We start from the raw sequence: 13,731 nt of genomic DNA on the forward strand, positions 1-13,731 counted from the left end.
AACGGCATGACCTTTCATTTTAAACCTGATGAGAACGGTCCCGATATTTTATCGGGATAAGTGTACCGCAGGATTAATCATTTTTGCTTGCACTAACCTTTGTTTTCCGAACAAAACAAAAAGGAATTAGTGAAAAGAGGTAACTGGCACTTTAACTTCTTCAGTTACGCCCTGATTACTTTTAATTAACCAGAAGGCAAAAAAAGCACCAACCAAAGCCATAGCTGCACCAACATAGGCTGGCGAAGTATAATCGAAGCCATAAACCAGTGGAAGCCCGCCGAAGAATGCGCCTAAAGCATTGCCGATATTAAAACTCGCCTGACTTGCAGATGCGGCCAGCATTTCGGAGCCTTTTGCACTCTGGATCATTAACATCTGTATTGGAGCAGCCAATGCAAAAGATACGGCGCCGGTAACAAAAGTCATAATTAATGCCAATGGCTGACTTGCGGATACGAAGTGAACGATGGTTAAGGTAACAACCATGGTGAGCAATAAGGCTGCGGAAGCTTTTGCAGGTGAAAATTTATCCGCCAATCGGCCGCCAATATAATTGCCGAACATCATGCCCACACCTGCCAGCATTAATATGTAGGTTACTGCATTTGGCGAAAAGCCTGCAACATCTGTCATTAAAGGAGCGATATAACTGTACCAGGTAAATAAGCCACCCGTTCCGATCGAGATCATAAAAATGATGATCCATGCTTCTCTTTTTTTGAAGAAACTGAGTTCTGCTTTTAAATCGCGGTTTTTGGTTGCTTCTAGCGCCGGTAGCCATAATTTTAAACTTAGCAAAGTAACCAGGCCAACAAATACGACAACGGCGAAAGATATTCGCCAAGAGAAATTATGGCCAATAAAGGTGCCCAGCGGTACCCCAATAATATTGGCGATGGTTAGGCCCATAAACATAAGCGATACAGCCTGTGCTGCTTTCCCTTTTTCGGCTATTCTGCTGGCTACTACCGATCCTACACCAAAAAATGCACCGTGTGGTAAACCCGAAAGCAACCGGGCAATAAACAGGGTATTAAAAGTAGGGGCGAACGCAGAGAAAGCATTAAATACAGTGAACATGATCATCAAGGCAATCAATATCATTTTTGGCGGATATTTTCCGGCAATCATGATCAATAAAGGTGCACCGATTACTACACCTAAAGCGTAGGCAGAAATGAGATGTCCTGCCTGCGGAATGGTTACTGCTAAATCTTTTGAGATGTCGGGGAGCAGGCCCATCATAACAAATTCTGTTATCCCGATGCCTAAACCGCCTAAAGTGAGTGGGAGCAAGTTCTTGTTCATAGCGTACTTAGTGTTAAATTTACACTATGCAAAGGTAAGGCTTTTTGTTTTAGGGGATTGTAAAAATTAGGCCATTTATGGAGAATGGAAGCTGCAGTTACTACTACTATTGACAGATTCCAGTAGAGCGGCCGTCATTGTTAGAGCTGTGTTAGAGCTGTCCGTAGAGTTCCGAAGGGTCTCTACGGATTGAGTTATGGAAAAGAGTCTTTAACTCGTTTCTGGTTAATAACTAAAAGTTGAGTCTGGAAACTCAACATGATATGATAATCCGTAGTGACGCTGCGCTTAACACTACGGATAGGGGGCAAATTGTTTCATTATTGGGTAGTCAATAGTATATAGTCAAATGGATGATAGCCAGTTGGTAACGATGCGTGGAAGTAGTTGTAGGTAACAAGGCGGCATCAATTATAAGCCGGTAGCCGGTTTGCAGTTACCAATGAACCAATGGCAAATGAACTATTGAACGCATAAAATAAAAAAGCTTGTCCCACCCTGTGGAACAAGCTTTTTGGCTCATGTAAAGATTTTCTACTTTGCGCTGCTGTAAGCTAAAATCTTGTTGATGGTTTCATCTTGAGGATTTTTAGCCAGTCTATCTAACTTACCTTTGATTTGATCATAAAATAAGTCGATTTCTGCGTCAGATTCAATATCAGTTCTAGGCTGAAACATGTTAGGTGTAGGTAAATTTACATTTGTTTTTGATGTAGAGGTTTTTGTCATAAGCAAAAAATGTGATAAGTTTTATAAACTTAACGATAGTTCAGATGCTTTATTTCAACCCCTAAAAAATTTTATGTAACAATTTTACTACCCTTTGTAGGTCATCTCCTTTGTTTTAAGCATTTTACGCAAATTACTCAATGCATAACGCATACGGCCTAGTGCTGTATTGATGCTTACATCGGTTAAATCTGCTATCTCTTTAAAACTTAAATCAGCGTAATGGCGCATCAGGAGCACTTCTTTCTGCTCATCAGGCAATAAATGGATCATTGCTTTCAAATCTTTATGGGTCTGGTCACGAAGCATTTTATCTTCTGCACTTTCGTCATAAAAGTGTAGCATATTGAATACATCCATTCCATCAGCACTGGTGATGATTGGTGTTCTCTTTTCTTTTCTGAAATAATCGATAACCAAGTTATGGGCAATACGCATTACCCAAGGCAAAAACTTGCCTTCTTCGTTATATCTTCCCGACCGCAGGGTATTAATTACTTTTATAAAAGCATCCTGAAAAATATCCTCCGCCAGATATTGGTCTTTAACCAATAAGTAGATAGAGGTATAAATTTTACTTTTATGTCTTCTTAAAAGTTCCTGCAATCCATTCTCGTTCCCGGTAATATATACCTTTACCAGGTCCTGATCATTATATGATTGTAAATTCATAGGTTTACCTACACTAAATCCCGTACTATTTGCTAAAAATTAATTTGTAGATGTTTAATTTCTATAGCTGCTCTCCTATGTTTTTTGAATGTGTTAGTTTGGTTTTGAGGTTGTTAATGTTCAAAGAAAGTTATTTTTTTATCAAAAAACAAAAAATAAAATGTTAAAAAATAAATTAACCGTCTCAGTACCCTATTTTTGTATGTTCTTAAAACCCTAACAACATTCTGGGGTTATACATTTATATTCGTTATCATACATGAGCAAAAAAGAGGCCGAAAAAGATCCGCATAAAAATATTATCATAAAAGGTGCCCGTGTGCATAACCTAAAAAACATCGATGTTGCCATTCCAAAAAACAAACTTGTGGTGGTAACAGGTATGTCTGGTTCGGGGAAATCTTCGCTTGCATTTGATACTTTATATGCAGAGGGGCAACGCCGATATGTAGAAAGTTTATCTTCTTATGCCCGCCAGTTTATGGGGCGGATGAATAAACCCGATGTTGATTATATTAAAGGTATTGCTCCGGCAATTGCTATCGAACAAAAGGTTATTACTTCCAACCCACGTTCTACCGTTGGTACCTCGACCGAAATTTACGATTACCTTAAACTGCTTTTCTCGCGTATAGGAAAAACCATTTCACCTGTTTCGGGCAAAGAAGTGAAAAAGGATTCGGTAAGTACGGTAGTAGATTATGTAAATGCCATGCCCGAGGATACAACAGTTACTATTTTTTGTCCGCTATACCCACACAATAACCGTACGATTAAGGAAGAACTGGCTATTTTATTACAGAAAGGATTTTTACGTGTTCTGATTAACGATAAAATAGAAAAAATAGAAACGGTTTTAGATGATGCTGATTTTAAAGATGCAGAACTTACAGATGATAAAACCGTTCAGATCCTGATCGACCGTATTGTAACCAACCAGGAAGAAGAAACATTAAGCCGATTGGCCGATTCGGCACAGACTGCTTTTTTTGAAGGTAAAGGCGATTGTTATGTGGAAGCCCAGGGTACAACGAAACATTTTAGCGATCGGTTTGAACTGGATGGAATAAAATTTGAAGAACCTACGCCAAACTTTTTCTCTTTCAATAATCCTTATGGTGCGTGTAAACGTTGTGAAGGTTATGGAAATGTAATCGGCATAGATGAAGACCTGGTTATTCCTGATAAGAGCAAAAGTATTTACGATAATGCCATTGCCCCCTGGCGTGGCGAAAAAATGAATGTATGGTTGCAGAATTTTATTAAAGCCGCACCAAAATTCGATTTCCCGATTCACCGACCTTATAGTGCCTTAACAGAAACAGAGCAACGCTTGCTTTGGACAGGAAATAAATACTTTGCAGGCCTGGATGCTTTTTTCAAAGAACTGGAAGAGCAGACTTACAAAATTCAGTACCGCGTAATGTTATCCCGTTACCGGGGTAAAACTACCTGTCCTGATTGTAAAGGCTCGCGTTTGCGTAAGGATGCATCTTATGTAAAGATTGCTGAAAAATCGATTATCGATGTGGTGCTGATGCCATTGGCAAAAGCGCTGGTTTTCTTTAACGAGCTGAAGTTGAATGCCAACGATACCAAAATTGCCAAACGTTTATTGGCAGAGATTGATAACCGTTTCCTTTATTTAAATAATGTGGGCTTAGGTTACCTTACCTTAAACCGTTTATCGAATACACTTTCGGGTGGAGAATCGCAAAGGATTAACCTGGCAACTTCATTGGGGAGTAGTTTGGTGGGGTCTATTTACGTTTTGGACGAACCGAGCATTGGTTTGCACCCGCGTGATACCAATAAACTGATCGAAGTGTTGATCTCGCTCCGTAATGTAGGCAATACCGTTTTGGTGGTAGAGCACGAAGAAGAAATGATGCGCGCTGCCGATTACATTATCGATATCGGTCCTGAGGCCGGTACCCATGGTGGTAATTTGGTTTTCAGTGGTAATTACGAGGAGATTTTAAAAGATAAAAATAGTTTAACAGGCCGTTACTTGTCGGGAATAGAAAAAATTGCCATTCCGGATAAACGCCGTAAGTGGAAAGATCACATCCTGATTAAAGGGGCAAGGGAAAACAATCTGCAGCATATTGATGTGAAGTTTCCGCTAGGTGTTTTTACTGCAGTAAGTGGTGTTTCCGGATCGGGTAAAACCAGTTTGGTTAAAAAAATCTTATACCCTGCACTGCAAAAGGCAATTGGAAACTACGCTGGTGAACAAACGGGAGCATATGATGGCATTTTTGGCAATTACGATCTGGTAAGCGCTGTAGAAATGGTTGATCAGAACCCGATTGGCCGTTCGAGCCGTTCCAATCCGGTTACTTATGTAAAAGCCTGGGATGATATCCGTGCGCTGTTTTCGGGTCTGGCATCGGCAAAAGCTGCGGGCTTAAAACCAGCTGCTTTCTCTTTCAACGTAGAAGGTGGCCGTTGCGATGTTTGCCAGGGTGAGGGAGAGGTGAAGATCGAAATGCAGTTTATGGCGGATATTTACCTGCCTTGCGAAGCCTGTAACGGTAAACGTTTTAAGCAGCAGGTTTTAGATGTAACCTATAAAGAGAAAAACGTATCCGAAATTTTGGATATGACCATTGAAGAGGCGGTAGAATTTTTTAAGGATGAACAAAAGATCCTCAATAAATTAAACCCATTGGTTGATGTAGGCCTGGGCTATGTACATTTAGGTCAATCTTCCAATACCTTATCGGGTGGTGAGGCGCAGCGGATTAAACTCGCTTCGTTTTTGATTAAAGGAAATAATGCCAATAAAACCCTTTTTATCTTTGATGAGCCAACAACCGGTCTGCATTTCCATGATATTAAAAAACTGTTAAAAGCGCTGAATACCTTGATTGAACAGGGTAATACTATTTTGGTGATCGAACATAATATGGACATGATCAAATGTGCCGATTGGGTAATCGATATTGGCCCTGAAGGGGGTGATGGCGGCGGTCAGGTGGTATTTGAAGGTATACCCGAAGATTTAGCCAAGGTAGAAAAATCGTACACCGGAAAATATTTGGCATCGCATTTAAATTTAAATCCATAATTTCGGCAATGCTTTTTCTAACGTTTTTCATCGGCATCATTCTCAATGCCATGGGCTATATTCCCCCGGGTAATATTAATCTCACCGTAGCACAGCTTGCTATTAACAAGGGCATGCGGCAGGTTTGGTACTTTATTCTTTCCTTCTCGTGTGTAGAAGTGTTTTTTACCTTTGGTATGATGCGTTTTGCCCGCTGGGCCATGAGCGATATCAATCCGAACGAGGCTGTAAGCGAAGTGCGCTTAAGTACCTTAGTCGATTGTTTTATGATCGTGATGTTTTTGGTGATGGGTACCATTACCTGGAAAAACCGTAAAAAAGTACCTAAAACAAGTAATGCCAAAGAGGATAAACGTAGTGGAAGCGTTTTATACGGATTAATTTTAGGGGTGCTAAACCCTGTTCAGATTCCGTTTTGGCTATTTTTCGGTAATTATGTGATCTTACACCAATGGATTAAAACTGATTACCTTTCATTAGTGATTTTTAGTTTGGGCTCGGGCGTTGGTTCTACACTCGCACTTTACTTATATGCGCATTTTGCAACCTATATTCAGGAAAAGTTTGCACTGAGCAGTTTAATTATCAATAAATCGATAGCGATATTTTTGTTCGCATTAGCAGCTTATATGGTGATAAAACAGGCAATTATTATTCTATAACATTGTTTGCCCGAGAAGTAGAAAGAATCTTCTTAATATGTTGAAGGTCCTTCGACAGGCTCAGGATGACATCCGTTTGGGTCTTTTACCAAAAATAAATAATCGCTCCTTTTTAATTATCAGCCTGAACTTGTCGAAGACCCAAGGTAAGATACCGTAGGTTAATGATCTCTAGCCTAATCCAAGGTCTGTGTCGTCACAGAGCTTCAAGTTGGTTTTTATCAAGCACTCATTATAAAGAAATTATTTGCTTTTCGTTCTGTGAGGACACAGACCGAGGAATGGGAACTTCTTAAATGATCTATTAAAGGTCCTTCGACAGGCTCAGGATGACATATGCTTTTGTATTTGCAAAAAAATAAATCCTTTTTCAACTATCAGTCTGAGCTTGTCGAAGTCTCATGATACTGCAGTTAAATGACCTCAACATAGCAATCGTTGAATCTTTCTGTTATAAAATTGATACACAGATACGCTTCGGTTAACCTAATCATAACATTAAATTTATGTTTAAGAAGCCTGATCAAGCTAATATTGGGCTTTGATACAAAACATATCTTATCCTTATGTCTAACAGACGATTTTTTCTGAAAAATAGTTTGGCTGCTGCTGTAGTGGCCAGTATTTCTCCGGTTCTTTCTTCATTTGCTGAAGAACACACCGCAACTGCCAGATCGGGCAAAGCTCCTAAGTTGCGTTTTGCCATCGCATCCGATGGACATTATGGTCAGCCTGGAACGGAGTACAAGCTGCACCATGAGAATATTGTGAAGTGGTTAAATGAATCGCATGATAAAAATCCACTCAATTTTGTGATTATTAACGGAGATCTTGTACACGATCGCCCGGAACTATTGTCAGAAGTGAAAAAAGAATATTACGATAAACTTAAAGTTCCTTTTTACGCCATTCCGGGTAACCACGATCATGCCGATGCAAAGATCTGGAAATCGGTTTTTGGTTACGAGGATAACTTTTCTTTCGAAAAAAATGGAGTAGGTTTTGTTTTGGCCAATACTTCTGATACAAAAGGCACTTATTTATGTCCTAATAACGATTTTTTAAAACAGGAGCTCGATAAGTTTAAAAACCTGAAAACTGTTTTCGTGGTGTTGCACATTCCCCCTCATTTCTGGGTGCCCGAAAGCCCTTTTGTAGACTGTCCGGATACGATTAAACTGTTGCATGGTTATGCCAATGTAAAGGCTGTATTTCATGGACACGACCACAGCCTTGATGCTGTTTTTTATACGGATAAACTGCCACACTTTTTTGATGCGCACATAGGCGGAAACTGGGGCACAGCCTATAAAGGTTACCGGATTGTAGAGGTTGATGAAAATGATAAGATCCAAACTTATCAGGTAAATGCAAGTCAATCGCCGTTATTAAATGAAACCAAATTTTAATTGATAGATTATTGCAATGAAAAAGACATTTTTGATGCTCATTTTTGCTGGTGCCGTTTTAAACTGTGCAGCACAAAAAATAAATGAGACTGCACCTGAAATCAGAACAGGAACTGATGCCGCTCAGCCCTTTCTGTTTTCGCTGAACACCTTAACCGCAGAAAATCCCCGTTGGAATATTCATTATTCAGGAAGTTATGGCGAAAGAACCAATGGACAGTTCGGTTATGACGGCTTAGGGCAACAGTTTGGTGTTAAAGGATATTTAGGCAGCAGGTTAACCTTGTATGCCACCGCAGCAATCGGTTTTGCCAATTCAGGAGGTGTAACCTCTGCGCAACAGGCTGAAGTGATCAGGGATTTAGTGGGTGGTAAAGGCATTACTGGCTTTAGGTTAGGTGCTGGTTTAGGCTTAAGCAGAGATTGGTCGAGTATTGGTTCGGCGATTAGTCGGATTACCGCTTCGTTCGATCAGACAAACTGGCGAATGGCGGGTAACCTTCGTTTCGAAAAAGCTTTCGATAAAACCAGGGATAAGCTCGATTTTATAAGCAGTTTCGGGTATCAGCATCGTGTTTCTAATGTTTTATACCTTGGCTTCGAAGCCTTAGGTCAAGATTTAGAAGGCTTTTGGGAAAAGGATGAGGCAGAAGGTGGCGCAAAGGTAATGATCGGGCCATCAATCAATCTGGAACCAAACCATTCGAAACTTTCATTCTCTCTTTCTGGTGGGCCTGTTTTTTATGCAACCCGTAGTCAGGTAATCCCATCAGAAGCCATCCGCGAAATCGGTTCCGTAGCTTCAGGCAATGGCTATACCATCAGGGCCCTGGTTAATTTTAATCTTCATCGCTAAGGTGGTGCTAAATCAATTTAAGAAAATGAAAAAAACATACCTATTTATATTATTCGGTTTTCTGTTTATCCAAAAAGGATTTGCACAATGGCCTGGCAAAAATGAAAGTACCCAGCAGATTTTATTGCCGAATGGGTGGAAGCTGAGTCCGGCAGGGCATTCGCTGCAATTGGGCGATCTGCCTTTAAATATGCAGTTGAGCACTTCGGGTAAATATCTTGCCATTACCAACAACGGGCAAAGCACCCAGTCGCTGCAATTGCTTGATGCCAAAACAGAAAAGATTATAGATGAAAAAGTGCTCAGTAAATCCTGGTACGGCATTGCTTTTAGTAAAGACGAAAAGCACCTGTATGCCTCAGGCGGAAACGACAACTGGATTTTAGATTTTAATATCCAGAACAATAAACTTGGCAAAAGCGATACGATTAAACTAGGTCCCATTTGGCCAAAAGGAAAAATCAGTCCGGCGGGGATTGTTGTAAACAAAGACAACAGTAAGTTGTATACGGTAACCAAAGAAGACAGCAGTTTATACATTATCAACCCCACAGAAAAGCAGATCCTGAAAAAAATCCAGCTACCTGCAATTGCCTACAGTTGTGTTTTATCGGCAGATGAAAGTAAATTATACGTTTCGCTCTGGGGTGGCAAATCTGTTGCGGTCATCGATTTGGCTTCAGAAAGCATTTCACAGCGCATTCCTGTAGGCGATCATCCAAACGAACTATTGCTTAATAAAAAAGGAAATATTTTATTCGTAGCCAATGCGAACGATAATACCGTTTCGGTAATTAATACTTTAAACAATAAGGTAATCGAAACCATTGCTACTACCCTTTATGCCACACAGCTAACAGGTTCTACCACTAATGGTTTGGCTTTGAGTGCCAACGAAAAAACTTTGTATATCGCCAATGCAGATAACAACTGTTTGGCTGTTTTTGACGTGAGCAAACCTGGGCTAAGTTTAAGCCAGGGCTTTATCCCGGTAGGCTGGTACCCAACAAGTGTAAAGGTTTTGGGTTCGAAAATTTTGGTTACAAACGGTAAAGGAAATACGCCTATGGCCAACCCTCAGGGGCCACAACCCATTTCTAAAGTAGATAACAGCGGTTACCATATGGGCAGTACAGCCAATAGCCGGTTGCAATATATTGCGGGTTTGTTTAAAGGAACCTTATCTTTTATTGATGCACCAAAACCTGAGCAGTTAAAAGCATATACCAAACAGGTTTATGCCAATACACCCTTTACCGATAAGCGGACGATTATGGCCGATGGTGAAGCTGGAAACCCTATTCCGCGTAAACAGGGAGAGAAATCGCCCATTAAACATGTTTTTTATATCATTAAAGAGAACAGAACCTACGATCAGGTGCTTGGCGATATGCCAAAAGGAAACGGCGATTCTACATTAACATTGTTTGGTAGAAAAATTACACCTAATCAGCATGCCTTTGCCGAAAACTATGTACTGCTTGATAATTTCTATGTTGATGCAGAGGTAAGTGCCGATGGACACAACTGGAGCATGGCTGCTTACGCTACAGATGTAGTTGAGAAAACCTGGCCAACCAGTTATGGTGCTCGCGGCGGAAGTACTACCTTTGAAGGCGGCCGACCGGTTACCTATCCTAAAGGTGGTTTTATCTGGGATTACTGTCAGAGAGCGGGGGTAAGCTACCGCAGTTACGGTGAGTTTGGCGATTATGGCAAAGCGAATATTAAATCGCTGCAAGGCCATATGTGCACCGCTTCGCCAGGTTTTGATATGGATATTAAAGACCAGGTGCGGGTAGATGCATGGCAACATGATTTCGATTCGTTATTGGTTGCAGGTGTTGTACCACAGTTTAATACTTTAAGAATATCTAACGATCATACCAGCGGACAAAAGAAAGGTAAATACTCGCCACAGGCCGCGGTTGCCGATAACGATTTAGCCGTAGGCCGTATTTTGGAGCATTTATCGCATAGCAAAATCTGGAAAGAGTCGGTTGTTTTTATATTGGAAGACGACGCGCAGAACGGACCCGACCATGTTGATGCACACCGTTCGCCAGCTTATGTGGTTGGTCCTTATGTTAAGCGGAATACGCCTGTTCATACCATGTATTCTACTTCCGGATTTTTAAGGACAATGGAGCTTATTTTAGGTTTACCCCCAATGAGCCAGTACGATGCTGCTGCCATGCCTCTGTACGAATGTTTTACCGCTACGCCTGATTTTACACCTTATAACGTGATTCAGCCACTTATAGATTTAGATACGCGGAATGTGGCGGTGAATGAGAGCAGCAGACGTTCTGAACTGTTCAATTTTGCAAAGGAAGATTCGGCACCGGATTTAGATTTAAACGAGGTGGTGTGGAAATCGGTTAAAGGGGAACAATCTGTAATGCCAGCCCCAAAGCGGAGTGCCTTTGTAATCCTCGAGAAAAAGAAAAAAGATGATGATGATTAGGTCATGATCCTCCTGAAACGCAATGAAATGGATAAATTTTTTCTATGGATCTAGGTGGTCTGTGGGGACACAGACCACGGGGATGGGTTAGGTCATGGTCCTATTTTAAACAAAAAGGCAATTTTCAATTGGAAATTGCCTTTTTTAAATTGATCGTCATTGCGAGGCACGAAGCAATCTTACAACGATCGCTGTGCTAAAGCATTAGGATTGCTTCGTGCCTCGCAATGACGGATTTTTTGAGCTATTTATCCTTACAATTTCCAGTCCGGTCTTTCGAAATGGCAGGTGTAACCATAAGGGTTTTTCTGTAAATAATCCTGGTGTTCTTCTTCCGCATTCCAGAAATCGGTTTCAGGTACCACCTCCGTTACAATTTTGCCAGGCCATTTGCCAGACGCATCAAGTTCGGCAATTAATGCATTGGCAGTGTTTTTCTGTTCTTCACTATTATAAAAAATAGCTGAACGGTACGAGGTTCCCACATCATTTCCCTGCCTGTTGCGTGTGCTCGGATCGTGGATCTGAAAGAAATATTCCAATAATTTGCGATAGGTTAAAACAGTTGGATCAAAAGTAATTTCAATGGCTTCGGCATGTGTGCCATGGTTCCGGTAAGTGGCATTGGGAACATCACCACCAGTGTATCCCACGACTGTTGACATAACTCCGGGATAATGACGGATCAGTTCTTCTACTCCCCAAAAGCAGCCGCCAGCAAGAATGGCTTTTTCAGTATTCATATATCTTCCTTTTTTTTGATTAATAAAGATACGGTGAAGATGTGTAAAGGGAAAGTAAAGAAGGATAGTTGTAAGTTATTGACAAATTTAGGCAACCACAAGCTTATGTTTTGGAGCGCAAGGCTTCTGCAATACACTTAATTTCTTCCCGTCTTCCGCTTTTACGCTTCGCTTCCTCGTACCTCGTCGCTGCAGGGTAACGCTTCAACCGGGGCTAATGAGGTACTGCAGCTTTTCATTTGTGGGTTTGCAGGAGCACCAACCTTTGTTTATAAACCCGATTGTAATGGAAAGCACGTAGCGAGGAACGAGCACGGACTTGTAATGAAAAGCGGGGCTACCAGCGGCCAAGAACCACAAGCCCTCCATTTTCTAATTCTGAATATACAATTTCGGTCGGTGAGACATCAACCGATAGGATAAGCCGCTTTTGTCATCCTGAGCGTAGTCGAAGGATCATGTTGCTGCATAAACTTACATAGTGTTATATTCCTCACATGATTGAACGCATCTAAAGGTCTTCGACTACGCTCAGACTGACAAATTGGGGCGACTGCAAGCTTATGTTTCGGAGCGCAAGGCTTCTGTAAGACACTAAATTTCTTCCCGTTTTACGCTTATACGCTTCGCTTCCTCGTACCTCGTCGCTGCAGGGTAACGCTTCAACCGGGGCTAATGAGGTACTGCGGCTTTTTATTTGTGGGTTTGCAGGAGCACCACCTTTGTTTATAAACCCGACAGCAGCGGCAGCCTCCCCCCGATTTTACATCGGGATTCATCGGAGCTACAGCGGATGGCGGGACAGAGAGCCGCCAAGAACCACAGGCCATTCCTTTCCTAATTTCAACATACTAACAAATCCGTTTTCGGTCGGTGAGACACCAACCGATAGGACGAAATGCTATTTATTGCTGAGCTTACCGCCAGACGCTACCCGCCAAACGCAAAATTCATAAAACTTACATTGTTTTTGCGCGAAGAACTTACGGCAATTCCTTTATCGGCCTGACCTGTAAAGGTAAAACCTTCCAGTTCATCCGGTTTATCGGTGTCTATTACTTTGATGACAGCTTCCTGACCGTTAGCGAGCGATTTTTCCAGATCAAGAAAGGTCAGTCTCCATTTACGTCCTTCAATTTGGTTCTGGATTAAAACCAAAATACCTTTATCTGCAATCCAATGTAGATTTTGGACCCATGGTGAGCAGGCAAATTTTTTAAAGAGAATTCCCTTTTCACTTGTTTTATCGGCTTTTGCTAAGGCTTCGGGATTGTATAAACGTACTTCATTGGCTTTATTGCCATAATCGGCCGTTGCAACGAACCATTGGCCTTTGTAATTTACATATTCAGGCCGTGTACCCTGGATACAGGCATCATCTTCAATAGATTTTACCAAATTTCCATCCAATGTTTTCGTCTTTAAAAACCCTTTCCAGTTGATGCAGTTAATCACTGCTTTCCAAATGGTGCCTGCGGCATTTTGCTTTACCGAATTACCCACAAAAGTTGGTAAGCCTTTGTGATAGGCAATCCCAGTGGGATGTTTGATGATATTTTCGCCTTTAACGGTGAATTTGTATTCCTTGTGCTGATAAATCAAAGAGTCTTTCCGGAGCTGGTATTCGCGCATGATGCCCACTTCTCTATCGCCATAAAGAAAATACCGTCCGTTCTGGTAAGAAATACCCTGACAGGCACCTAACGAATCAATTGTAATTGTTTTTGTGATCTTTTCTTCTGTTTTATTGTATCTGGCCACAAAAAACATCACAATCAGTACTAAAATTGGGTTTAATGTTTTCATAAA

At 41.2% G+C, this 13,731-nt stretch carries 10 protein-coding genes; 5 read left to right on the plus strand and 5 right to left on the minus strand.

The features are described from left to right. Nucleotides 1–126 precede the first annotated feature (126 nt). From ACN9MR_RS01045 to ACN9MR_RS01055, 3 genes are all read right to left on the minus strand, one after another. Nucleotides 127–1,311 carry an MFS transporter gene (locus ACN9MR_RS01045; RefSeq protein ID WP_426327798.1) on the minus strand — a complete coding sequence of 395 codons (1,185 nt, stop codon included), beginning with the start codon at nucleotides 1,309–1,311 and terminating at the stop codon, nucleotides 127–129. A gap of 534 nt (nucleotides 1,312–1,845) precedes the next feature. Continuing rightward, nucleotides 1,846–2,040, minus strand: a complete 195-nt coding sequence (locus ACN9MR_RS01050) for a hypothetical protein (protein ID WP_029279590.1) — start codon at nucleotides 2,038–2,040, stop codon at nucleotides 1,846–1,848. Nucleotides 2,041–2,127: 87 nt separating this feature from the next. Continuing rightward, nucleotides 2,128–2,712: an RNA polymerase sigma factor gene (locus tag ACN9MR_RS01055; RefSeq protein WP_057933765.1), complete on the minus strand. Its 585-nt coding sequence runs from the start codon at nucleotides 2,710–2,712 to the stop codon at nucleotides 2,128–2,130. Between the two features lie 259 nt (nucleotides 2,713–2,971). Here ACN9MR_RS01055 and uvrA point away from each other — a divergent pair, with 259 nt between their 5' ends. From uvrA to ACN9MR_RS01080, 5 genes are all read left to right on the plus strand, one after another. After that, entirely contained in the window at nucleotides 2,972–5,785 is a 2,814-nt protein-coding gene (gene uvrA / locus ACN9MR_RS01060; protein ID WP_426327800.1) for an excinuclease ABC subunit UvrA, read from the plus strand. Nucleotides 5,786–5,793: 8 nt separating this feature from the next. Further along, nucleotides 5,794–6,447, plus strand: a complete 654-nt coding sequence (locus ACN9MR_RS01065; protein WP_426327802.1) for a LysE family transporter — start codon at nucleotides 5,794–5,796, stop codon at nucleotides 6,445–6,447. A gap of 566 nt (nucleotides 6,448–7,013) precedes the next feature. Next, a complete protein-coding gene (locus ACN9MR_RS01070) occupies nucleotides 7,014–7,856 on the plus strand; it encodes a metallophosphoesterase family protein (RefSeq protein WP_426327804.1) in 843 nt (280 codons plus the stop codon). Between the two features lie 16 nt (nucleotides 7,857–7,872). After that, a complete protein-coding gene (locus ACN9MR_RS01075; protein WP_426327806.1) occupies nucleotides 7,873–8,712 on the plus strand; it encodes a hypothetical protein in 840 nt (279 codons plus the stop codon). 25 nt (nucleotides 8,713–8,737) lie between these two features. Continuing rightward, complete coding sequence (locus ACN9MR_RS01080) at nucleotides 8,738–11,179, plus strand: bifunctional YncE family protein/alkaline phosphatase family protein (protein WP_426327807.1); 2,442 nt, start codon at nucleotides 8,738–8,740, stop codon at nucleotides 11,177–11,179. A 254-nt stretch (nucleotides 11,180–11,433) separates the two neighbouring features. Here ACN9MR_RS01080 and msrA read toward each other — a convergent pair whose 3' ends face one another. Together msrA and ACN9MR_RS01090 are read right to left on the minus strand one after the other, a co-directional pair. Then, complete coding sequence (gene msrA, locus ACN9MR_RS01085; protein ID WP_426327809.1) at nucleotides 11,434–11,922, minus strand: peptide-methionine (S)-S-oxide reductase MsrA; 489 nt, start codon at nucleotides 11,920–11,922, stop codon at nucleotides 11,434–11,436. 930 nt (nucleotides 11,923–12,852) lie between these two features. Beyond that, nucleotides 12,853–13,728, minus strand: coding sequence for a hypothetical protein (locus tag ACN9MR_RS01090; RefSeq protein ID WP_426327811.1), 876 nt, complete (start codon nucleotides 13,726–13,728; stop codon nucleotides 12,853–12,855). Nucleotides 13,729–13,731 lie beyond the last annotated feature (3 nt).

This window comes from Pedobacter sp. R-06 (genome assembly GCF_049913135.1).
GTDB lineage: Bacteria > Bacteroidota > Bacteroidia > Sphingobacteriales > Sphingobacteriaceae > Pedobacter.

Bases quoted from the DNA above. Each gene is read 5' to 3' on its own strand.
- ACN9MR_RS01045 (WP_426327798.1), bottom strand. From the start codon at position 1,311: ATGAACAAGAACTTGCTCCCACTCACTTTAGGCGGTTTAGGCATCGGG.
- ACN9MR_RS01050 (WP_029279590.1), bottom strand. From the start codon at position 2,040: ATGACAAAAACCTCTACATCAAAAACAAATGTAAATTTACCTACACCT.
- ACN9MR_RS01055 (WP_057933765.1), bottom strand. From the start codon at position 2,712: ATGAATTTACAATCATATAATGATCAGGACCTGGTAAAGGTATATATT.
- uvrA (WP_426327800.1), top strand. From the start codon at position 2,972: ATGAGCAAAAAAGAGGCCGAAAAAGATCCGCATAAAAATATTATCATA.
- ACN9MR_RS01065 (WP_426327802.1), top strand. From the start codon at position 5,794: ATGCTTTTTCTAACGTTTTTCATCGGCATCATTCTCAATGCCATGGGC.
- ACN9MR_RS01070 (WP_426327804.1), top strand. From the start codon at position 7,014: ATGTCTAACAGACGATTTTTTCTGAAAAATAGTTTGGCTGCTGCTGTA.
- ACN9MR_RS01075 (WP_426327806.1), top strand. From the start codon at position 7,873: ATGAAAAAGACATTTTTGATGCTCATTTTTGCTGGTGCCGTTTTAAAC.
- ACN9MR_RS01080 (WP_426327807.1), top strand. From the start codon at position 8,738: ATGAAAAAAACATACCTATTTATATTATTCGGTTTTCTGTTTATCCAA.
- msrA (WP_426327809.1), bottom strand. From the start codon at position 11,922: ATGAATACTGAAAAAGCCATTCTTGCTGGCGGCTGCTTTTGGGGAGTA.
- ACN9MR_RS01090 (WP_426327811.1), bottom strand. From the start codon at position 13,728: ATGAAAACATTAAACCCAATTTTAGTACTGATTGTGATGTTTTTTGTG.